At 63.8% G+C, this 21253-nt stretch carries 25 protein-coding genes and 1 riboswitch; of the genes, 18 read left to right on the top strand and 7 right to left on the bottom strand.

Annotated elements, in window-relative coordinates; genetic code table 11:
• Positions 1-63: 63 nt before the first annotated feature.
• The 4 genes from K3756_RS17070 to K3756_RS17055 are packed head-to-tail and all read right to left on the bottom strand — an operon-like array spanning position 64 to position 3489.
• Positions 64-891, bottom strand: coding sequence for a metal ABC transporter permease (locus tag K3756_RS17070; protein ID WP_311201705.1), 828 nt, complete (start codon positions 889-891; stop codon positions 64-66).
• Positions 891-1748, bottom strand: coding sequence for a metal ABC transporter permease (locus tag K3756_RS17065; RefSeq protein ID WP_311201704.1), 858 nt, complete (start codon positions 1746-1748; stop codon positions 891-893). Before K3756_RS17065 ends, K3756_RS17070 begins: the two co-directional genes overlap by 1 nt.
• The gene (locus K3756_RS17060) at positions 1745-2602 is read right to left on the bottom strand and encodes a manganese/iron ABC transporter ATP-binding protein (RefSeq protein WP_259989490.1); all 858 of its coding nucleotides are present in this window, start codon (positions 2600-2602) and stop codon (positions 1745-1747) included. Before K3756_RS17060 ends, K3756_RS17065 begins: the two co-directional genes overlap by 4 nt.
• Positions 2599-3489, bottom strand: coding sequence for a metal ABC transporter substrate-binding protein (locus K3756_RS17055; protein ID WP_259989487.1), 891 nt, complete (start codon positions 3487-3489; stop codon positions 2599-2601). The genes K3756_RS17060 and K3756_RS17055 overlap by 4 nt, the downstream gene beginning before the upstream one ends.
• Positions 3490-3646: 157 nt before the next feature.
• On the opposite strand from K3756_RS17055, the gene K3756_RS17050 reads away from it, so the two are divergent.
• Entirely contained in the window at positions 3647-4075 is a 429-nt protein-coding gene (locus tag K3756_RS17050) for a Fur family transcriptional regulator (RefSeq protein WP_259989484.1), read from the top strand.
• Here the strand turns inward: K3756_RS17050 and K3756_RS17045 are convergent.
• Entirely contained in the window at positions 4072-4977 is a 906-nt protein-coding gene (locus K3756_RS17045; RefSeq protein WP_259989482.1) for a DMT family transporter, read from the bottom strand. The two genes, K3756_RS17050 and K3756_RS17045, sit on opposite strands and share 4 nt — an antisense overlap.
• Before the next feature lie 78 nt (positions 4978-5055).
• Positions 5056-5255, top strand: a riboswitch (cobalamin riboswitch).
• A gap of 35 nt (positions 5256-5290) precedes the next feature.
• On the opposite strand from K3756_RS17045, the gene K3756_RS17040 reads away from it, so the two are divergent.
• From K3756_RS17040 to cobJ, 10 genes are read left to right on the top strand one after another with little or no spacing between them, the layout of a single operon-like run.
• Positions 5291-5461: a CbtB domain-containing protein gene (locus K3756_RS17040; RefSeq protein ID WP_259989480.1), complete on the top strand. Its 171-nt coding sequence runs from the start codon at positions 5291-5293 to the stop codon at positions 5459-5461.
• Between the two features lie 3 nt (positions 5462-5464).
• Positions 5465-6148, top strand: coding sequence for a CbtA family protein (locus K3756_RS17035; protein WP_259989477.1), 684 nt, complete (start codon positions 5465-5467; stop codon positions 6146-6148).
• A gap of 27 nt (positions 6149-6175) precedes the next feature.
• A complete protein-coding gene (locus tag K3756_RS17030) occupies positions 6176-6655 on the top strand; it encodes a hypothetical protein (protein ID WP_311201703.1) in 480 nt (159 codons plus the stop codon).
• Between the two features lie 51 nt (positions 6656-6706).
• Entirely contained in the window at positions 6707-7081 is a 375-nt protein-coding gene (locus K3756_RS17025) for a DUF1636 domain-containing protein (protein ID WP_259989475.1), read from the top strand.
• Positions 7078-8112, top strand: a complete 1035-nt coding sequence (gene cobW, locus K3756_RS17020) for a cobalamin biosynthesis protein CobW (RefSeq protein WP_259989473.1) — start codon at positions 7078-7080, stop codon at positions 8110-8112. Before K3756_RS17025 ends, cobW begins: the two co-directional genes overlap by 4 nt.
• Before the next feature lies 1 nt (position 8113).
• Complete coding sequence (gene cobN, locus K3756_RS17015; protein ID WP_259989472.1) at positions 8114-11347, top strand: cobaltochelatase subunit CobN; 3234 nt, start codon at positions 8114-8116, stop codon at positions 11345-11347.
• Positions 11344-12471, top strand: coding sequence for a precorrin-3B synthase (cobG, locus tag K3756_RS17010; RefSeq protein ID WP_259989471.1), 1128 nt, complete (start codon positions 11344-11346; stop codon positions 12469-12471). Before cobN ends, cobG begins: the two co-directional genes overlap by 4 nt.
• A complete protein-coding gene (locus tag K3756_RS17005; RefSeq protein WP_259989470.1) occupies positions 12472-13101 on the top strand; it encodes a precorrin-8X methylmutase in 630 nt (209 codons plus the stop codon).
• Between the two features lies 1 nt (position 13102).
• Positions 13103-13834, top strand: a complete 732-nt coding sequence (gene cobI, locus K3756_RS17000; protein WP_259989468.1) for a precorrin-2 C(20)-methyltransferase — start codon at positions 13103-13105, stop codon at positions 13832-13834.
• Positions 13831-14565 carry a precorrin-3B C(17)-methyltransferase gene (gene cobJ, locus K3756_RS16995; RefSeq protein ID WP_259989465.1) on the top strand — a complete coding sequence of 245 codons (735 nt, stop codon included), beginning with the start codon at positions 13831-13833 and terminating at the stop codon, positions 14563-14565. Before cobI ends, cobJ begins: the two co-directional genes overlap by 4 nt.
• Here cobJ and K3756_RS16990 read toward each other — a convergent pair.
• The gene (locus tag K3756_RS16990; protein WP_259989463.1) at positions 14541-15287 is read right to left on the bottom strand and encodes a cobalt-precorrin-6A reductase; all 747 of its coding nucleotides are present in this window, start codon (positions 15285-15287) and stop codon (positions 14541-14543) included. The two genes, cobJ and K3756_RS16990, sit on opposite strands and share 25 nt — an antisense overlap.
• A gap of 1 nt (position 15288) precedes the next feature.
• On the opposite strand from K3756_RS16990, the gene cbiE reads away from it, so the two are divergent.
• From cbiE to cobF, 7 genes are read left to right on the top strand one after another with little or no spacing between them, the layout of a single operon-like run.
• Positions 15289-16470 carry a precorrin-6y C5,15-methyltransferase (decarboxylating) subunit CbiE gene (gene cbiE, locus K3756_RS16985; protein WP_259993596.1) on the top strand — a complete coding sequence of 394 codons (1182 nt, stop codon included), beginning with the start codon at positions 15289-15291 and terminating at the stop codon, positions 16468-16470.
• Positions 16452-16844: a cobalamin biosynthesis protein gene (locus tag K3756_RS16980; RefSeq protein WP_259989461.1), complete on the top strand. Its 393-nt coding sequence runs from the start codon at positions 16452-16454 to the stop codon at positions 16842-16844. The genes cbiE and K3756_RS16980 overlap by 19 nt, the downstream gene beginning before the upstream one ends.
• Position 16845: 1 nt before the next feature.
• A complete protein-coding gene (gene cobM / locus K3756_RS16975; protein WP_259989458.1) occupies positions 16846-17631 on the top strand; it encodes a precorrin-4 C(11)-methyltransferase in 786 nt (261 codons plus the stop codon).
• Complete coding sequence (locus K3756_RS16970) at positions 17628-18953, top strand: cobyrinate a,c-diamide synthase (protein ID WP_259989456.1); 1326 nt, start codon at positions 17628-17630, stop codon at positions 18951-18953. Before cobM ends, K3756_RS16970 begins: the two co-directional genes overlap by 4 nt.
• Positions 18950-19675: a uroporphyrinogen-III C-methyltransferase gene (gene cobA, locus K3756_RS16965; RefSeq protein ID WP_259989454.1), complete on the top strand. Its 726-nt coding sequence runs from the start codon at positions 18950-18952 to the stop codon at positions 19673-19675. Before K3756_RS16970 ends, cobA begins: the two co-directional genes overlap by 4 nt.
• Positions 19672-19977: a DUF1636 domain-containing protein gene (locus K3756_RS16960; RefSeq protein ID WP_259989452.1), complete on the top strand. Its 306-nt coding sequence runs from the start codon at positions 19672-19674 to the stop codon at positions 19975-19977. Before cobA ends, K3756_RS16960 begins: the two co-directional genes overlap by 4 nt.
• Complete coding sequence (gene cobF, locus K3756_RS16955; RefSeq protein ID WP_259989450.1) at positions 19974-20720, top strand: precorrin-6A synthase (deacetylating); 747 nt, start codon at positions 19974-19976, stop codon at positions 20718-20720. The genes K3756_RS16960 and cobF overlap by 4 nt, the downstream gene beginning before the upstream one ends.
• Here the strand turns inward: cobF and arfB are convergent.
• The gene (gene arfB, locus K3756_RS16950; protein ID WP_259993595.1) at positions 20717-21136 is read right to left on the bottom strand and encodes an alternative ribosome rescue aminoacyl-tRNA hydrolase ArfB; all 420 of its coding nucleotides are present in this window, start codon (positions 21134-21136) and stop codon (positions 20717-20719) included. The two genes, cobF and arfB, sit on opposite strands and share 4 nt — an antisense overlap.
• Between the last annotated feature and the right edge of the window lie 117 nt (positions 21137-21253).

The following is a 21253-nucleotide window of genomic DNA, read 5'->3' as shown; positions in this document are numbered from 1 at the left end:
GCCCCCTTGCCCTGCGGGGCAGGGCAATTCCCCCAGAGTATTTTCGGCCAAGAAAGATAGGCTTCAGGCCAGGGTACCGGGGCGTTTGCGCAGGCTGCTGCGGATGAATGCCGCGATGAAGATTGCCGTGAGGATCAGGATGATTGTCGGCGCGGGGGCGCTGTCGAGATAGAAGCTGGCATAGACCCCCAGCACACCGGCACAAAGCGTGACCATGACCGCGACCGGCAGCATATGCGCAAATTGCCGTGTAAAGAGAAACGCGATCGCGCCGGGCGCGATCAGCAGCCCGATCGACAGGATGATCCCGACAGCCGACAGAGTGGCCACGATGGTCAGCGAAATGAGGGCCAGCAGCCCGTAGTGCAGCCAACCGACCCGCAAACCGACTGCCTGTGCCTGTACCGGATCGAAGGCATGCAGCATCAAATCGCGTCGTTTAGCGAGCACGATCACCGCGACAAACGCGGCGATCAGGCCTGCCGTCCACAAATCGGTACTGCCAACGCCCAGCATATTGCCGAACAGGATGTGATCGAGATGCATATCGGTGCTGATTTTCGTATAGAGTACGATGCCGAAGCCGAACATGCCCGAGAACACGATGCCCATCACCGTATCCTGTTTGATGCGGCTGTTTTCCGCGAGGAACCCCGTGGCCAGCGCGCAGGCCATGCCGGCCACAAACGCGCCGACGATCAGCGGGATGCCGATGAGGTAGGCCAGCACGACACCGGGCAGAACCGCGTGGCTGATGGCGTCACCCATCAGCGACCATCCTTTGAGCACCAGATAGCACGACAGCAGGCTGGTGGGGACCGAGATGATCGCCATGATCGCAAACGCGTTGTTCATGAACGCAAACTGGAAGGGTTGCAGCAGCGTGTCCATCACGGTGCCCCGAGGGCGGCGGCCGCTTTGCGTTTGGCGGCCAGATAGCCATGCCGGGGGGCCAGAAAGAACACCGCAAGGAAAATGAGCGTCTGCAGGCTCACGATGATCCCGCCGGTGGCACCATCAATGAAAAAGCTCAGGTAGGCCCCCGCAAAGCTGGTCAGGGCCCCGATGCTGACGCTGACGACCAGCAGGCGCGGGAACCGGTCGCACAGCAGGTAGGCCGTCGCTCCCGGTGTCACTACCATCGCGATGACCAGAAACGCGCCAACCGTCTGCAACGCGGCGACGCAGGACGCCGACAGCAGCGTGAAGAACACGACCCGCAGCACTCCGGGCCGCAGCCCGATGGACCGCGCGTGGTTTTCGTCAAAGAAGGTAACCATCAGGTCCTTCCACTTGGCCAGCAGGATCGCCAGCGTCACGAATCCGATGATCGCCAGTTGCAGCGTGTCCTCGGGCGTGATGGCCAGTATATTGCCCATGGTTATCGTCTGCACGCTGACCGATGTGGGCGACAGCGACACCATGAACAGCCCCAATCCGAAGAAGGAGGTAAAGATCAGGCCGATGATCGTGTCTTCCTTCAGCCCCGAGCGTTGGTTGAGAAACAGCATCGCCCCCGCGGCCAGTCCGCCCGCCGCAAAAGCGCCCAGCGCGAAGGGCAGGCCCAGCATATAGGCCCCCGCCACGCCCGGCACGATCGAATGGCTCAGCGCATCGCCGATCAGCGACCAGCCTTTCAGCATCAGGTAGGCCGACAGGAAGGCGCAGACCGCCCCGACCAGCGCGCTGACCCACATGGCGTTGAACATGTAGCCGTAGCTGAACGGCAAGAGCAGCGTGTCGATCACTCCGCGTGCTCCTTGTCCGGCTCTTCGCCGTAGACGACAAAGGGGCGCTCGTCATCGGTAATGACCCGGATTGACCGTGCGTCGTCGTCGTCGTGCAGATCGGAGCCGCCAAGCACGAAGTGGCGCAGCACCCCGCCAAAGGCCCGTTCCAGATTGGCGTGGGTAAAGGTCGTCTGCGTGGGCCCATAGGCCAGCACCGTTTCCTTGACCAGCACCGTACGGTCGCAAAACTCCGGGACAGAGCCGAGGTTGTGCGTCGACACCAGCATGACGCGCCCTTCGTCTCGCATATCGCGCAGCAGGGCGACAATCGCGTCTTCGGTTTTGACGTCCACACCGGTGAAAGGCTCATCCAGCAGAATGACCTGCCCCTCCTGTGCCAGCGCGCGCGCCAGAAAGACCCGTTTGCGTTGGCCGCCGGACAGCTCCCCGATCTGGCGGTGCCGAAAGTCCGACATATCGACCCGCGCCAGTGCATCGCTCACCGCGGCATGATCGGCCGCGCGCGGCCTTCTGAGGAACCCCATATGGCCGTAACGCCCCATCATCACCACATCCTCGACCAGCACGGGAAAGGACCAGTCGACTTCTTCGGACTGCGGCACATAGGCCACGATGTTGCGGGCCAGTGCCTGTTTCACGGGCAGGCCGAGGACCGTGATTTCTCCCCGTGCGGCGGGCACGAAGCCCATGATCGCCTTGAACAGGGTCGATTTGCCGGCGCCGTTCACGCCCACCAGTGCCGTGATCGTGCCGGTGGGCACCTCGAAGGTGGCATTGCGCAGGGCCGTGTGGCCGTTGCGGTAGGTGACGGTCACATCGCGTGCGCTGATGCCTGTGGGCGTTTCATTCATTCCGACAAACCTGTGGCAATCGTCTCCGAAGTCACGCGCAGCAGGTCAAGATAGGTCGGCACCGGACCGTCCGCATCGGTCAGGCTGTCCACAAAAAGCACACCGCCGTAGCGCGCGCCGGTTTCACGGGCGACCTGTTGCGCGGGCGACTGGCTGACCGTGGATTCGCAGAACACCGCCGGAATATCGTTGTCGCGCACCGCATCGATGACCTTGCGCACCTGTTGCGGCGTGCCTTGCTGATCCGCATTCATCGGCCACAGATACAGCTCCTTCATCTCGAAATCGCGGATCAGATAGCTGAACGCCCCCTCGCAGGTGGCCAGCCACCGCTGCGCCTCCGGCACCTGCAGAATCTTTTCGCGCAGCGGGGCAATCGTCTCGGTGATGCGCTGTTTATAGGCTTCGGCGTTGGCGATGTAGATGCCCGCATTTTCGGGGTCGCCCGCCATAAACGCATCGCGGATGTTGTCGATATAGATCAGCGCCGAAGCAACGCTCATCCATGCGTGGGGATTGGGTTTGCCGTCGTATTCGCCTTCGGTGATGCTGATGGGGTCGATGCCGTCGCTGATGACCACGCTGTTGACCTCGCGCAGGTTTGCAAAGAACTGCTCGAACCACAGCTCGAGGTTCAGCCCGTTCCATAGGATCAGATCGGCGTCTTGGGCACGGATGATGTCACGCGGGGTCGGCGAATAGCCGTGGATTTCGGCGCCGGGTTTCGTGATGCTTTCCACGATTGCCGCATCGCCCGCGACATTGCGCGCCATGTCGGCAATGACGGTAAAGGTGGTCACCGCCTTGAAACGATCATCAGCCGCGGCCACCCCGGCGGTACACGTCAGGACCAGCGCCAGAAAAACACGCTTAAGGGAATGCTGCATCGGTGTCCTCATCTTTCGGATGTGTCGTTCTCCGACCTTTATGAGAACCGTTCTTAACTGTAAATACAAATGAGAGTGATTCTCAATTAAACTTGCTACTTGAGAAATCCTCTGGCCTGATAGAGAAGACCGCACCAAACCCGACGGGACATCGCCCATGGCAGAGACCGACAAGACCGAAAAGATGGCTGCCGCCCTGCGCAAGGCCGGTATCCGTGTCACGCGGCAACGGGTGGCGCTTCTGGCGGTGCTGGCGGATGCGGCGGATCACCCCGATGCCGTCGAGCTGCACGAACGCGCCCGGGCGATTGAGCCGTCGGTGTCGCTGGCGACGGTCTACCGGACCCTGTCGGTGCTCGAGGACGAAGGCGTCGTGCACCGACACAGCTTTGAAGGCGGGGGCGCGCGGTTCGAAACAACGCAGCAGGACCACCACGACCACATCCTCGACGTGGACACCGGCGAAGTGATCGAATTCAGCTCGGACAAGATCGAACAGCTGCAAGACGCGATCGCGCGCGAACTGGGCTACGAAGTGGTCCACCATAAGCTCGAGCTTTATTGCCGCAAGATCGGGGCCTCCTAGTCGCGGGCCAACCGGCGTTCGCGCCAGATGATCAGCAAACCGCCCGCCGCGATCAACAGCGCCCCGGGAAACAGCTCCGCCCACGGGCTTTCGTCGAAAAACAGCCACCCCAGCACAAACGCCAGCGGAATCCCGAAATAGCTGAACGGCGCGAGATTGCTCTGCTCGGTCATCCGGTAGGCCACGATCAGCAACAAAACCGCACATCCGCCAAAGGCACCCATGGCGCATATCCACATCAGATCGGAGAGCGAGGCGACGGGGGAAAACCCGCCCATGAACAGGGTCAGGACCACACTGCCGATGGCGGCAACGCCGGTGGAATAAAGGTTAATCAGGGGGGTCGGCACGTCGTCATCCATCAACCGCGCGGTCACGCCGGTCAGGGCATAGCAAGCGGCCGCAAACAGCGGCAAGAGCGCGGCCCATGACACGCTGTCACTGCCCGGCCTGATGATCCAGATCACCCCGACAAATCCCACGAGTACCGCACTCCAGCGCAGCGCTCCGACACGCTCGCCCAGCAACGGCACGGCAAAGGCTGTCATGAAAAGCGCGCTGGAATAGGTGATGGTGCTGGCAGTCGCAAAACTCAGGATCCCCAGCGACATGTAGAAAGCGAATTGGGCAAAAACGAGGATCACACCGCGTCCGACCGCCAGCCGCCACTGACGCAGCCGCCAGATGCGCCCGCGGGCGTGCCAGTCGCGCGCGGCATACAGCACGATCAGAGTGGGAATCATCCCGAACAGATTGCGCCACGCCGACAGCTCCGCCACACCGTAACGCGGCGACAAATGTTTGATAATCAGCCCCATCGCATCGAATAACGTGAGCGACATCAGCATGCAGGCAATCGCAAGGGCAGTCCGGTCCGTTCGCATCCGACGCTTATGCGGCATTGCGCGACACCTGACCAGAAATGATCCGCCACGCGTGTGCACATCGGGGCTTTTTCCTTGCACGGGGTTGGGGAATCCGCGTAACTGATCTGGCTTGGTGTCCTGTTTTCAGGACCAAAAGGGAATTTGGTGCAGGGTTCGCCCGATGCCAAAGCCGCCCCCGCGACTGTAAGCGGTGAGCCGATGCCCCCGAATGCCACTTGCCCCGATGGGTGGGGAAGGCGGGCAAAGGCTTCGACCCGCGAGCCAGGAGACCTGCCAGGCAAGTGATATCAATCATGCCGTCGGGTGTGACGGCCAGGAGAAACCGAAGATGAAAACACAAGTCAAAGCAGTCGCCGCCAGCCGCAGTGCCGCTCTTCCCGCCCTGTTCGTGGGTGTTCTGGGCGTTGCGCTGATCACGCTGACAGGCCACCTGCAGGCCGCCACGCTGCACGACGCCGCACACGACATGCGTCACGCAACCGGCTTTCCCTGCCACTAGGCCATGCTTTCCAAACTGCTGACCAGCGCGTTGTTCGCTGGTGCTGCTGCGGGCTTGTTCGCCGGTCTGCTGCAGTTGATCTTTGTTCAGCCCGTGCTGTTGCACGCCGAGCTGTACGAAAGCGGTGCGCTTGTCCACTTCGGCGGTCAGGCGGTGTCTGCCCATCCTGAACTGCCGGGCTTCGATCCCGTACGCGATCTGCTCAGCATCGCCTTCACGATGATCACCTACACCGGCTACGCGCTGATCCTCGTGGGTCTGATGCTGCTGGCCGAAGAACGTGGTGCGACCATCGACGCACGCACCGGGATCATCTGGGGCGTCGCGGGCTTTGTCGCGGCCCATTTCGCACCGGGCTTTTCGCTGGCACCCGAAGTGCCGGGTGTGGCTGCCGCCGATGTGGGCGCGCGCCAGGTCTGGTGGTTTGCCACCGTTGCCGCCGCCGCCATCGCCATGTGGCTGCTGGCGTTCGGGCGCAACTGGACCCTCTGGGGCGTGGCGGTGATCCTGCTGCTGGCGCCGCACCTCGTGGGCGCCCCCGAACCCGACAGCTTTACCGGCCCCGTGCCGACCGAAATCGGCGCCCTCTTTGCGGCGCGGGCGTTTGGCGTGGGTCTGGCGGCTTGGGTACTCACGGGCATGTTTGCCGCCTATTTTCTGGACAAGGAGCAGCGCAGGACCGCCTGACGGACCTGTGCTGCGCGGGAGAGCATCATGCGCACATTCGCCCTTTTCGTGATCGGTCTGGTCTTCGGGGCCGCGGGCGGCTTCGTGGTCGCGGCTGGCAACGGCATCACCTTTGACGGCCACGATCACGCCGACCCCGCCCACCACGGCGGAATGGATCATGCCGCGATGCACGACCAGCCGCTCGAGCTCGATGCCGCCGATGCGCCCACGCTCGACATTGCGCTCAGCGCCGATCCGATGGCGGGCTACAACCTGCACATCATGGCCGGTAACTTCAGCTTTGATCCCCGATCGGCCAGCCTTGACCACGCGCCGGGCCGTGGCCACGCCCATGTGTATATCAACGGCGACAAATGGGGCCGCGTCTATGGCCCTTGGGTGCATCTCGACAATCTGCCCGCCGGTGACGTTGAAATCCGCGTCACCCTCAACAGCAACGATCATCGCCCCCTCAGCGTCGATGGCTCGGCCATCGCCGCCACAACGAACGTCACGGTAGAATAGCGCCGCCGCCCCATATGCGTTAGCCTGCCGCCAACCCACGGAGCCACCCCAATGACCGCCACGCTTTATGTCTGCACCACCTGCAAGGCCGGTGAGACACACGAAGACGACAGCCAGCGCCCCGGTGCCCGCCTGCACCGCGCGCTCAGCGCGTTGGAAACGCCGCAGGACGTGCAGATCGTCGCGGTGGAATGCCTGTCGGCCTGCAAGGCCGGTGCCGCCGTGGCTTTGTCACAGCCCGGCAAGTGGACCTACGTCTACGGCCACATGACCGACGCCGACGCGCCCGACATTCTGACCGGTGCCGCCGCCTATGCCGCCACCGACGACGGGCTGGTGCCCTGGCGCGAACGCCCCGTGATTTTCCGCAAGCAAAGCCTTGCCCGTATTCCCGCCCTCAAACTCCCAGCGGAGGCCGCCGAATGAGCGATCTGTCCAAAATCCCCGTCACCGTCATCACCGGCTTTCTCGGTGCCGGCAAAACCACTCTGATCCGCCACTTGATGCAGAACGCGGGCGGTCGCCGTCTCGCCGTTCTGGTCAACGAATTCGGGACTGTCGGCGTGGACGGCGATATCCTGAAATCCTGCGCGATCCCCGATTGCCCCGCCGAAAACATCGTCGAACTGGCCAATGGCTGCATCTGCTGCACCGTCGCCGATGACTTCATCCCCACGATCGAGGCGCTGATGGCCCTGCCCACGCGTCCCGACCACATCCTCATCGAAACCTCCGGTCTTGCCCTGCCCAAACCGTTGCTCAAGGCGTTCGACTGGCCCGCCATCCGCTCCAAGATCACGGTCGATGGTGTCATCGCACTGGCCGACGCCGAAGCAGTCGCCGCGGGCACATTCGCCGCAGATGTCGCCGCCGTCGACGCGCAGCGGCAAGCCGACGAAAGCCTTGATCACGAAACACCCCTGTCCGAAGTGTTCGAAGACCAGATCTCCTGCGCCGACATCGTGCTGATGTCCAAGGCCGATCTCGCCGGCAGCGACGGTCTGGCCAAGGCCCGGACCGTCATCGAAGCCGAAAGCCCCCGCCAGATCCCCATTCTCGAAATGACCGAGGGCGTCATCGACCCCAACGTTGTGCTGGGCCTCGATGCCAAGGCCGAAGACGATCTGGCCGCGCGCCCGTCCCACCACGATGGCCATGACGATCACGAACACGATGACTTTGACACCATCGTGATCCCCATGCCCGAAATCGCCGATCCTGCAGCGTTAGTGTCGCAGATCAAACGGCTCGCCACCGAACAGCGGGTGCTGCGCGTCAAGGGCTACGTCGCCGTCGAAGGCAAACCGATGCGGATGTTGGTGCAGGCCGTCGGCGCGCGCGTGCGCCACCAGTACGACCGTCCCTGGGGCAGCGATATGCGCCACGGCGCGCTTGTGGTGATTGCCGAACACGACCACATCGACCCCGACAAAATCCGCGAGGTCCTTGGCGCCTGACATGCACGTCGTCTTCCGTGAAAGCCACGGGCTCGAGGATACCGAGACCCCATTCGATCCGCAGCAAACGCCTGCGGATCTTGTGGTGTTGTCGTTCTCCGACAGTGACCTTGGCGCTTTTGCGGCGGGCTGGCACCGCGCGGACGGATCGCTGCCCACCTTGCGGCTGTGCAACCTGACGGCGCTGCGGCATCCGGCGTCAGTCGACAACTACGTGGATGCGACCCTGACAGGGGCCAAAGGCATCCTGATCCGGCTCATTGGCGGCGAAAACTACTGGCCCTACGGCATCATGCAGGTGCAGGATTTCGCGCGCCGCAACGGCATCGCACTGGCGGTTCTGCCCGCCGACGGGCGCGAAGACCCCGCGCTCGACGCCCATTCGACCCTGCCCATTTCAACGCTGCGGCGGCTGCAACACCTGTGCGACGCGGGCGGCGCCGTCGCGGCACAGGCGGCACTCGCGCAAATGGCGCTGGCAGCAGGGCTCTACGCAGGCCCGGTGCTGGGCGCAAAAACCGTCCCCGATTGCGGCTTTTACGACCCTGACAAAGGCATATTGCCGTTTCTCGATGCGCATGGCGACACCGTCGCGGTCACGTTCTACCGCAGCTACCTGACCTCCGCCGACACCGCGCCCATCGATGCGCTGATCCGGCAACTGCGCGCGAGGGGCTACAATGCCGTCGGCCTGTTCGCCCCCTCTCTGAAATCCCCGGTCGCGCGTGATTTTCTGCCCTCCGCGCTCAAACAGCTTGATCCCGTGGCCATCGTCAACGCGACCGCCTTTTCGGGTAAAGGCACCGATGGGACGTCCCCGCTCGATACCACCGGCTGCCCCGTGTTTCAGGTGGCCCTGTCTACCGCGCGCAAGAAAGAATGGGCCGACAGCGAACGCGGCCTGTCGCCCGCCGATCTGGCCATGCACGTGGTTCTGCCAGAGGTGGACGGAAGGCTGTTTACGGGCGTCGTCAGCTTCAAGGCGCCGGAACGCAAAGACCCCGATTTGCAATACTCGCGCTTTTCGCACCGCGCCCAGGACGACCGGATCACCGCCGTCGTTGACCGGATCGACGGGTGGCAACGTCTGGCCAGAACAGAGCCTGACAAACGCAAAATCGCCCTCGTTCTGTCCACCTACCCCGGCCGCGAGGATCAGATCGCGCATGCGGTGGGCCTCGACGCGCTGGCCAGCGCCGAAGACATGCTGCTGACACTGGCGCATGCCGGATACGCGGTGCAGCCCACAATCGGCTTTGGCAAATCGCTGACGCAGACGCATATCGACTGGCCTGTCGCGGACTACCGTGCCGCGCTCGAAACGCTGCCGCAAACCCTGCGCGATTATCTGCACACCGCATGGGGTGACGTGGCCGACGATCCGATGGTGCAGGACGGGGCGTTTCGGTTCCCCGCGCAGGCCTGCGGCAACGCGCTTGTCGCCCTGCAACCCGAACGCGGCGCGATTGCGGCGCGCGATACCGACTACCACGATCTCGCCCGCGTCCCCCGTCACAGCTATGTCGCGTTTTATCTGTGGTTGCGCGCGCAGGGCCATCACGCCTTGGTCCACATCGGGGCACATGGCACGCTCGAATGGCTTCCGGGCAAAGCGGTGGCCCTATCGGACGAGTGCTGGCCCGAAGTGCTGACCAGGGATTTGCCTGTCATTTATCCCTTCATCGTCAACGATCCCGGCGAAGCGGCGCAGGCCAAACGCCGCATCGGTGCGGTGACGCTGGGCCACGTGCCGCCACCGCTCAAGGACAGCGAAACGCCCGATGCCCTGATCCGGCTGGAGCGACTGCTCGATGAATACTCGACCGCTGACGGGCTCGACCCGGCCCGCCGCGACCGTTTGGTGCAAACCATCCGGGACGAGGCGAAATCCGCCGGTGTAGAGACTGATCTTGGCCTCACCGCCGACGCCTGCGAGGCCGAAGCAATCACCCGCATCGACCGGTTCGTCTGTGACATTAAGGAAAGCCAGTACGGCGACGGGCTGCACATCTACGGCACCGCCGATGGCGAAACCGATGGCTTGCTGACCGCGCTCGACGGGCGGCGTGTCGCCGCTGGCCCGTCCGGTTCGCCCTACCGGGGCCGCTCCGATGTCCTGCCGACGGGTCGCAATCTGTTCTCGGTCGATCCCCGTGCCGTTCCGTCCCGCGCCGCTTACGCACAGGGCGTGAAACTGGCCGAAGAACTGCTCCGGCGCCATTTGCAGGACAACGGGGATTGGCCCCGCGGGCTGGTCATTGACCTGTGGGGCTCCGCCACCATGCGCACCGCGGGCGAAGAGGTCGCGATGGCCATGCATCTGGCAGGTATCGCGCCCAAGTGGGACGACGGGTCCGAACGGGTATCGGGTTTTGACGTCCTGCCGCTCACCGTGCTCGACCGGCCCCGCATCGACGTGACCCTGCGCATCTCGGGTCTGTTCCGTGATGTTTTCCCAAATCTCGGTGGTTTGTTCGAAGCGGCAACCACGGCCCTTGCCGACCGCGAAGAAGCCGCCGACATGAACCCCTATAAAATACAGGCCTCCCGTGTATTCGGCCCTAAACCGGGGCTTTATGGCCTGAACATGGACGCGGCCTTGCAGGATTATTCCGATGCCGGGCGTTCTGCCGCCGGTGAGGCGTGGCTCAAAGGTTCGGAATGGGCGCTCGACGCCAAGGGTGGCGCGCATCACGATCGTGCGGGGCTGGAAACGCGGTTGCGGCAGGCCGATGGGTTTGCGCACATGCAGGATCTCACCGAAACGGACGTTCTGCTTTCCTCCGACTACGCCACGCACGAAGGCGGCTTTGCCGCTGCCATGGCGCATCTGGGGGCCGAAACCCCCGCCATGTACCATGTCGACAGCACCCGTGTCGGGGCCCCGCGCGCACGCTCCATGCCCGAAGAAATTGCCCGTGTCGTCCGCGCCCGCGCCGCAAATCCCGACTGGGCCAATGGCATGATGCGCCACGGTTTTCGCGGCGGCGCCGAAATCGCCGCCACGCTCGATAACATGGCCGCCTTTGCGCATTTGACCCGCGCCGTGCCTGCGCATTTGTTTGACCTCTACTACGACGCGACGCTGGGCCGCGATGACCTTATCGCCTTTTTAGAGACTGAAAACCCCGTCGCGCTCGCCGAAATGCGTGCCCGCTTCGCCGCGCTGCGCGATGCCGGGTTGTGGGTGACACGGCGCAATTCCATCTCTGCCGCACTGGAGGCCGCCGAATGAGCGATCCGCAGATCAAAGGATGGTGCCCCGGGGCCCTGCGCCCCATGATGTCCGGCGACGGGCTGGTGGTGCGCATCAAACCTTTCGGCGGGCGTCTGCGCCGGGCGCAGGCCGATGGTATTGCCTCGCTCGCGGCGGCACATGGCAACGGTCTGCTGGACCTGTCGAGCCGTGCCAATATCCAGATCCGCGGTGTGACGCCTGACCGCCACGAAGCCCTGATCGAGGGTCTCGGCCACATGGGTCTGGTCGACGCCACCGCCGACATCGAAAGCCGCCGCAACATCATGGTGATGCCGTTCTGGCAACCCGGCGATGACACCGAGCTGCTTGCCGGCGCACTGGCAGAGGCGGTCGCCGCGGATGACGCTCCCGATCTGCCCGGCAAATTCGGGTTCGCGATCGATACGGGCCGGATGCCGGTGCTGCAAAACGGCTCTGCCGATATCCGGCTCGAAACCGACGCGGGCGGCGGGCTGATCCTCGTGGCCGACGGCGCTACAGTTGGCAAACCTGTCACGCTCGAAACGGCCACCACCGAAGCACTGGCCCTGGCCCGCTGGTTCGCTGACCGGCGGGGCCCGCACACCCGCATGGCGCGGCTCTTGGCCGCCGACCCCGCCCGCCCCGGCGGCCATTTCGTGCCACGCCAGATACAGGAATACGTCCCTAAACCGGGCCATACGCCCAACGGGTCGCTGGTCGGGCTGGCCTTCGGGGCCATGCAGACCGAAACACTCTCGACGCTTGCCAAGCACGGCGGGCTGCGGCTGACACCGTGGCGGCTCCTGCTGGTGGAAAGCGCCCGCGCCCTGCCCGACATCGCCGATGTGATCACCGACCCCGACGATCCGCTGCTCCGGATCACCGCCTGCACCGGCCCGCCGCGTTGTGCGCAGGGTCTGGCCCCCACACGGGCGCTGGGCCGCACGCTTGCGCCGCATCTGGGTCCCGAGCAGTCCCTGCACATCTCGGGCTGCACCAAGGGCTGCGCGCATCCGCGGCCCGCCCCGCTCACACTCACCGCCACGCCAGACGGCTATGACCTGATCGAAAACGGCACCGCCGCCGACGCGCCTGTGCGCACCGGCCTCACGCCCGACGACCTGAAAGACCTGATCTGAATGCCCCACAGCTACATCACCGATGGCGCGGAAATCTACCGCCAGTCCTTTGCCACCATCCGCGCCGAAGCGGCGCTGACCCGCTTCACCCCCGAAGAGGAGATCGTCGCCGTGCGCATGATCCACGCCGCTGGCATGGTGGGCCTGGAACAGCACGTGGCCTTCACCCCCGGCATGGCGATCGCCGCGCGACAGGCGCTCGAAGACGGCGCGCCGATCCTGTGCGACGCCTATATGGTCAGCGAAGGCATCACGCGCAAACGCCTGCCCCGCGAAAACGAGGTGATCTGCACCCTGCGTGACCCCTCCGTTCCCGATCTGGCCAAACAGATGTTGAACACCCGTTCGGCGGCGGCGCTGGAATTGTGGCGGCCAAATCTGGCAGGGGCCGTCGTGGCCATCGGCAACGCCCCAACCGCCCTGTTCCACCTGCTCAACATGCTCGAGGATCCCGATTGCCCCCGCCCCGCTGCCATCATCGGATGCCCGGTGGGCTTTATCGGGGCCGCCGAAAGCAAAGAGGCGCTGATGGAGGCCCCCCCCGTGCCGTCGATGATCGTGCGCGGGCGTCTGGGCGGCTCTGCCATCACGGTTGCGGCGGTCAACGCGCTCGCCAGCAGGGTCGAATAACATGGGCAAGGTAATCTGCGCAGGCCTCGGCCCCGGGAACCCCGATTTGATGAGCGTCAAGTCCGACCGCACCATCCGCGGCGCCAAACATCTTGCCTATTTTCGCAAGAAAGGCCGCAAGGGGCAGGCCCGCACCATCGTCGCCGACATGCTGCGCGACGACGTGATCGAATACCCCATGGAATACCCCGTCACGACCGAACTGCATTTCGGCTCGGATGAATACAAGGCGCTGATGGTCGCGTTCTACGCCGAATGGGCGGACAGGCTCGAAACGCTGGCGCGCGACAATGACGTGGTCGTTCTGTGCGAAGGTGATCCTTTCTTCTATGGCTCCTTCATGCACCTGCACACCCGGCTTCAGGGCCGGGCGGAGGTCGAAGTGCTGCCTGCGATCCCCGGAATGGTAGGGTGTTGGAACGCGCTCGATACGCCGTTCACATGGGGCGATGACGTGCTCAGCGTGCTGATGGCGACCCTGCCGGAGGATGACCTGATCACCCACATGCAACGCGCCGATGCGCTCGTGATTATGAAAACGGGGCGCAACCTGCCGCGGGTTCGCCGTGCGCTTGCCGCGACAGGGCGGCTTGACGATGCGTGGCTGGTCGAAAAAGGCACCATGCCCGGCCAGCGGATCGCAAAACTAGCCGATACGGCGGACGATGATTGCCCCTATTTCGCGATTGTTCTGGTGCATGGGCAGGGCCGCCGCCCCGAGGCCGCAGAGTGAGCGGCAGCATCGCCATCGTCGGTCTGGGGCCGGGGCGCGAAACGCTCGTCACCACCGAAGTGCGCGATGTCATCGACCGCGCGACCGACGTGATCGGCTACATTCCTTACGTCAAACGCATCGCGCCGCGGCCCGGCCTGACGCTGCATGCTACGGACAACCGGGTCGAAATCGACCGCGCCACGCATGCCTTGCAACTGGCGCAGGACGGTGCGCGTGTCGTGGTGGTTTCTTCCGGTGATCCCGGCGTCTTTGCCATGGCCTCCGCCGTGTTCGAAGCGCTCGAGGCGCAGCCGCAGTTCGCGGGCGCGGACATCACCGTTTTGCCCGGCATCACCGCGATGCTGGCCGCCGCCGCTGCCGCGGGGGCGCCACTGGGCCATGATTTCTGCGCGATCAACCTCAGCGACAATCTCAAACCCTGGCCCCTGATCGAAAACCGCCTCAGGCTCGCGGCGCAGGCCGATTTCGCGATGGCCTTCTACAACCCGCGGTCCAAATCACGGCCCCACCAGTTCGGTCAGGCGCTCGACATCCTGCGTGCCGAATGTGGTCCCGACCGGCTCATCACCTTTGCCCGCAACGTGACCCATCCCGATCAACGGCTCAAGACCGTGACACTGGGCGAGGCGTCGGAAGATATGGCCGACATGCGCACCGTGGTGCTGGTCGGCAACTCGGGCACGCGCAGGGTCGGTCCATACGTCTATACGCCCCGGTCCGCGGAATGACCCAGCCACACCAGAACGCCCTCCGGCGATGTCACGGTTTCGACCGGCGGGCGATAGGGCCGGTCGATCATGATGACACGCACCGCCAGCGCGCGCGCCGCCGTGATTTTGGCCACCGCACCGGTGCCGCCCGCGTTCTTGGCGACCAGATGGGTGACCCCGTGGGCTTTCATCAGCGCTCGGTCGCCCGCCACATCGAACGGACCACGGGCCACCACGATCTGGTGCTGCGGCAAAGCCGGCGGGTGTTGTGGTGCATCGACCAGCCGCAGCAGATAGCGGTGCGCAGGCTTTGCGGCGAACTGGTCAACATGCATCCGGCCGATTGCGAGAAAAACGGAGGCCGGCGCATCGGGCAGGGCACCGATTGCGGCGGCGATATCCGGCACGCTTTGCCAGTCGTCGCCCGCCTGCGGCTGCCACGGCGCCCGCGCCAGCCGCAACACCGGCAGTGTACGCGCGGTGCACACCGTGTGCACAGTGTGTGCCATGGTCGCGGCAAAGGGATGGGTGGCGTCAATCACGTGGGTAATACCGGCCTGCGCCAGATACCGATCGAACCCCTCTTCCCCGCCAAAACCGCCCACACGCACCGGCACCGGTTGTTCAATCGGGGTATTTGTCCGCCCCGCATAGGAAAAAACAGTCTCTATGTCGGCGGTTTTCAACAGGCGGGCCAATTGGCTGGCTTCGGTGGTACCACCCAGAAGAAGGACGCGCATGGTGGGTGATCCCTGGCTCAGCATTATCGGTCTGAACGAAGATAGCCTCGACGGTCTGTCCCCCGCAAGCCGCGCCGCCCTCGACGCCGCAGAAATCGTAATCGGCGCCCCCCGCCACCTCGAACTGGCACAGATCGGCGCCCGCGGCACGCCGTGGCCTGTCCCGTTCTCGATCGAACCCGTCCTGGCACAGCGAGGCCGGAAAACAGCGGTTCTTGCATCGGGGGATCCATTCTGGTTCGGGGCCGGTGGTAGCCTCGTTTCGTCGCTAAATAGGGACGAATGGAGGTGTTTTCCTGCGCCGTCGGTTTTCTCGTTGGCGGCTTCAGCACTCGGATGGCGGCTTGAACAGACGACCTGTCATGGCCTGCATGCCGCCCCATTCCAGCAGCTCGCCCGCGTGCTATCCCCTTCCGGGCAACTCATATGCACGGTCCGCGACGCAAAGGCTCCGGCCGCCCTCGCCCAGTGGCTCACCAGTGCTGGCGCAGGTGAGGCGGAGCTTTGGGTCATGGAACGTCTGGGAGGGCCGCACCAACGGATCCGGACAACAACGGCGCAAGCCTTTGATCTCGACGATATACAAACACCGGTCGCGGTCGGCGTCTCCTTGCCCGCGCAGGTCGGCCTGTCGCGCGCCTCCGGCCTTCCGGATGATGCCTTTGCGCACGACGGCCAGATCACGAAACGCCCCGTCCGCGCCCTGACGCTTAGCGCGCTTGCCCCCCGTCCGGGTGAGCTTTTGTGGGATATTGGCGCGGGATCAGGCTCTATTTCGGTGGAATGGTGCCTTGCCGGTGGCCGCGCCATCGCTTTCGAACAACATGCGCGCAGGGTCGATAACATCGCCGCCAACATCACGACCTTCGGCATCGCGCACCGAATGACCGCCGTGGCCGGGAACGCCGCGGACCATATTGCGGACGCAGAATTGCCAGCGGCCGTGTTCATTGGCGGGGGGGCTCGTTTGCCTTTGCTAGAAATTCTTTACGAGCGACTTCCCCGCAATACCCGGTTGGTCGTAAACGGCGTCACCCTCGAAACAGAGGCGCTTTTGGCGCAACAGCACGCCGAACGTGGAGGTAGCCTCATGCGGGTGGACATCGCGCAGGCCACACCGCTTGGCCCGATGCGCGGTTGGACCGCCTCGCGGCCAATCGTGCAATGGAGCGTGACGCTGTGAGGGTTGCGGGGATCGGATTTCGCGGGGGTGCTGAGATGGCCTCGCTGAGTGATGCGTTGCAAAAGGCAATTGACGCATCCGACGGCAAGGGCGTCGATGCGATTGTTACCGAAAGCGCGAAGGCGCGATCAAAGAAATTCCGCGAACTTGCGCAGGTGCTCGGTGTGCCGGGGCTTGGGGTGAGCGCGGAGGATATGGCCCAGATGATGACCCCGACGCAATCGCAACGGATCATTGACACGTTCGGCACAGGATCCCTGTGTGAAGCGGCGGCACTTGTTGCGGCCGGGGCCGATGCAGAGCTGGTTGCAGCGCGGGTCGTGTCGGGCGATGGTATGGCAACGGCAGCAATTGCCGACATCAAAGAGGTATGACGTGACCGTTCATTTCATAGGTGCAGGCCCCGGCGCGCCGGACCTGATTACCCTGCGGGGGCGTGATCTGATCGCGTCGTGCCCGGTATGTCTCTATGCAGGGTCTTTGGTCCCCGAAGGTATCTTGCAACACTGTCCGGCGGGCGCACGTATCGTGAATACCGCAAGGCTGTCGCTGGACGAAATCATGGATGAAATCGCCGCCGCTGATGCCGATGGACAGGACGTCGCGCGCATACATTCCGGCGATCTTTCTGTTTGGTCCGCGATGGGGGAACAGTTGCGACGGTTGCGCGCGCTGGGCATCCCTTACGATGTGACGCCCGGCGTGCCGAGCTTTGCCGCCGCCGCCGCAACTCTCGCGTCAGAGCTGACGTTGCCGGGTGTTGTCCAGTCTGTGGTGCTGACCCGGACATCGGGCCGCGCCACGGCGATGCCCGAAGGCGAGACGCTCGCGAATTTCGGGGCGACGGGGGCAACGCTGGCTATCCATTTGTCAGTGCACGTGCTGGATCGCGTGGTCGAGGAATTGACGCCGCACTACGGCGCCGATTGTCCGGTGGCCGTGGTCTGGCGCGCCAGTTGGCCGGACGAGCGCGTGGTGAGGGCGACCCTCGGCACGCTCAAGACGAGTGTTGGTGAAGAAATGGCACGCACCGCGCTTATCTTGGTCGGGCACGCAATCGGGGCCGATGAATTTGACGAAAGCAGGCTCTACGCGGGTGATTACGACAGGCGGTTCCGTCCGGTCGGCGCAGCGCCTCGTTTCCCGGAGACATCAGAATGATCCCGCCCGGCCTCATGATATCCGCGCCTTCGTCGGGCACCGGCAAGACAACGCTGATGCTGGGGCTGCTTGCCGCGTTTCGCGCACAGGGCATCGATGTGCAGCCCTTCAAGGGCGGACCTGACTATATCGATCCGGCGTTTCACACCGCGGCCTCCGGGCGGGCGTCCTTCAACTTGGACAGCTGGTCGATGGAGAAGCACCGCATGGCCGGATTGCTGGCGAATGCGGATGGTGCCGATCTGGTGCTTGCCGAAGGGTCGATGGGGCTGTTTGACGGCGTCGCCATTCCGGGTGCATCGGGCAACGGGGCGAGCGCGGACGTCGCGGCGATGATGGGCTGGCCGGTTGTGCTGGTGCTTGACGCTTCGGGTGCGGCGCAATCCATTGCCGCGACCGCATTGGGTTTTCAAAAGATGCGCCCGGATGTGGCCTTGGCGGGTGTCGTGCTCAACCGGGTCGCATCCCCGCGACACCAAGCGTTGATCCGTGTCGGGATGGATCAAGTGGGTATCCCTGTTCTGGGGGTGTTGCCGCGCCGCAAGGAAATGGAACTTCCCGAACGGCATCTCGGGCTCGTGCAGGCTGGCGAGCAGGAAAACCTGTCGCAAATCCTTGAAGACGCCGCAGCATTTGTGAGCGAGCATGTCGATCTGGCCGCCCTGCGGGATGCGGCAATGGGTGCGCAGGAGGAAACGACAGCTCCCGCAAAAATCACGCCACCCGGACAGCGCATTGCGCTTGCCCGCGACAACGCATTTGCCTTCGTATATCCGCACCTGATCGCGGGATGGCGCGCGGCTGGCGCCGAGGTTTTGCCATTCTCTCCACTCGCCGATGAAGCGCCGGATGCGGATGCGGACGTCTGCTGGTTGCCCGGCGGCTATCCGGAGCTGCATGCAGGTGTGTTGGCCGCAGCGACACGGTTTCGGGACGGGCTGCAGGATTTCGCGAAAACCAAACGTGTTCACGGGGAATGCGGGGGGTACATGGCACTGGGCTCCGGTCTGATCGACAAGGAGGGCGTAAGGCATCAAATGTCGGGATTGCTCGGGTTAGAGACCTCTTTTGCCAAACGAAAGTTCCATTTGGGATACCGGCGCGCCACGCTGAAAGCTGCAATTCCGGGATGCGACACGGGGGCACAGCTGCGGGGGCACGAGTTCCATTACGCCACCATCATCAACGAACCCGATGCGCCGCTGGCCGATATTACAGACAGCAACGGTGTAACCGTTGATGAAACCGGTAGCGTCAGACAATTCGAGGGCGGTGGTCAGGCGAGCGGTACGTTCTTCCATTTGATTGCCGAGGGCGCATGACCGGATTTGTCTCATTTGTGTCGTCAGGTCCCGGCGATCCGGAACTGCTGACCGTCAAGGCGGTGAAGCGGCTGGAGCAAGCCGACGTTGTGCTGTTCGATGATCTGTCCTCCGGCCCGATCCTCGAGCATGCCCGGCCTGATGCAGACCTGATCGGTGTGGGAAAACGTGCGGGGCGGCCATCGCCCAAGCAGGATCATGTCAGCCGGGTTCTTGTTGAATACGCGAGTGCCGACCTCAATGTCGTTCGGTTGAAGTCGGGTGACAGCGGGATGTTCGGGCGGCTGGAAGAAGAGATAACAGCGCTGCGCGCAGCGGGCATCCCCTTCGATATCGTGCCCGGCGTGACAAGTGCGTCTGCGGCGGCAGCCACGGCGGGCATGCCGCTGACCCGGCGTCTGACCGCGCGGCGGGTGCAGTTCATCACCGGTGCCGATGTCACGGGCGAGTTGCCCCCCGATGTGAACATGGCTGCGTTGGCCGACCCGATGGCAACGACCGTCGTCTACATGGGCAAGCGCACGTTTGCCGGGCTGGTTGCGCGGCTTATCGAGCATGGCTTGCCGGGCGACACGCCTGCGATGCTGGCCGAGGCTGTGAGCACACCGGCCGAACGGCTTGAACGCTTCACGATCGCATCGCTGGCCGCCCACCTGCAGGGGCTGTCGACCAGTACGCCTGCGTTGATCTTCTACGGCCCCTTGGCAGAGCCTGCGCAGTGACGCTTTTTGTGTGCTCGACCTGCCATCTGGGCCGCGACGGATTCATCGAAAGGGTCCGCGCATATTTACCCGATGTTTCGGTAAAGGGGATCGATTGCATGTCGGGGTGCGCTCGCGAACAAGCGGTCGCTTTTCGGGAAAGTGGCAAGGTTGCGTACCTCTTTGGCGAGATTACGGACGATGATTTGCCCGCTTTAGAGACTTTCGCCAAGCTTTATGCCGCGTCGCCCGATGGGACATTCGCCGATGCGCGGGTATTGGGTGCGTTGCGGCACAAGGCGATCGCGAGGATACCGGCATGACCCTTTCCCTGACGCTGATCGGTATCGGTACGGGCAACCCCGAGCATCTGACCCTGCAGGCGATACGTGCGATTAATGCGCAGGATCTCATCCTGATCCCGAACAAAGGCAAGGGAAAGGACGATCTGGCGCAACTGCGGCGTGATATTTGCGCCGAGGTGCTGACAAGCGAAACCACACGCATCGTCGAATTTGATCTGCCCGTGCGCGATGAGACCACTCTGGATTACCGCAAGCGTGTCGATGACTGGCACGACGCGATCGCAGCAGTATGGCAGGCGACAATTCTTGCGCACGGCGGTGCGGATCGGGTCGGATTGCTTGTGTGGGGCGATCCTGCGCTCTACGACAGCACGTTGCGGATTGCCGGGCGGCTGGACCCGGCTCCAGAATTGACCGTGATCCCGGGCATTACATCGGTGCAGACCCTGACGGCCGCCCATGCGACGGTGTTGAACGACATCGGTGCGCCCTTTGTCGTCACCACCGGTCGCCGCCTGCGCGACGAAGGCTGGCCCGAGGGCGCGGCGAAAGTCGTCGTCATGCTGGACGCAGGCGGCGCGTTCGAGGCGATTGACCCGATCGGGGTGCATATCTGGTGGGGCGCCTACGTGGGGATGAAAGAGCAGATCATCATCGAAGGGCCACTGCTGGACGTCCGCGAGAGTATCGTTGAAACGCGCGCCCGCGCGCGGGCCGATCATGGCTGGATCATGGACATCTACATGCTCAAACGCGGTTAGTTCGGATCGACTTTGCCGCGCAGGGCCTTCACTTCTCCCCGGACTTTCTTTTCCTTCAATCGCCGCTTTTTTGACCCTAACGTGGGGCGTGTGGGGATGCGGCGCTTTGGCTTGACCAGCGCTTTTTCGATCAATTCTTTCAGGCGTATGCGGGCAATTTCGCGATTGCGGGCCTGGCTGCGGGTTTCGTCACACTGCAAGATCAACGCGCCTTCGGTGCTCCAGCGGCGGCCCGCCAAACGTTTAAGGCGTGTTTTGACCGGGGGAGGAAGCGACGGGGAGGTCGCCGCTTCGAACCGCAATTCGACAGCGGAGGACACTTTGTTCACGTTCTGCCCGCCGGGGCCGGACGCCCTGACAAAGTTTTCGGTGATTTCCCAATCCTGTATCGTGATGGTGTCATTAATCCGCAACATACCGCGCAACATAGCCGCAGATGCAAAAAGGGCCACCCCGAGTTCCGAAGTGGCCCAATCGAATTGTAAGGAGGTGGGTCGGTTAGACTGCCTGTCCACCTTGGTTTTCAGCACGCC

This window comes from Sulfitobacter sp. S190 (assembly GCF_025141935.1).
GTDB lineage: Bacteria > Pseudomonadota > Alphaproteobacteria > Rhodobacterales > Rhodobacteraceae > Sulfitobacter.
This window is presented reverse-complemented; position numbering and strand designations above follow the sequence as displayed.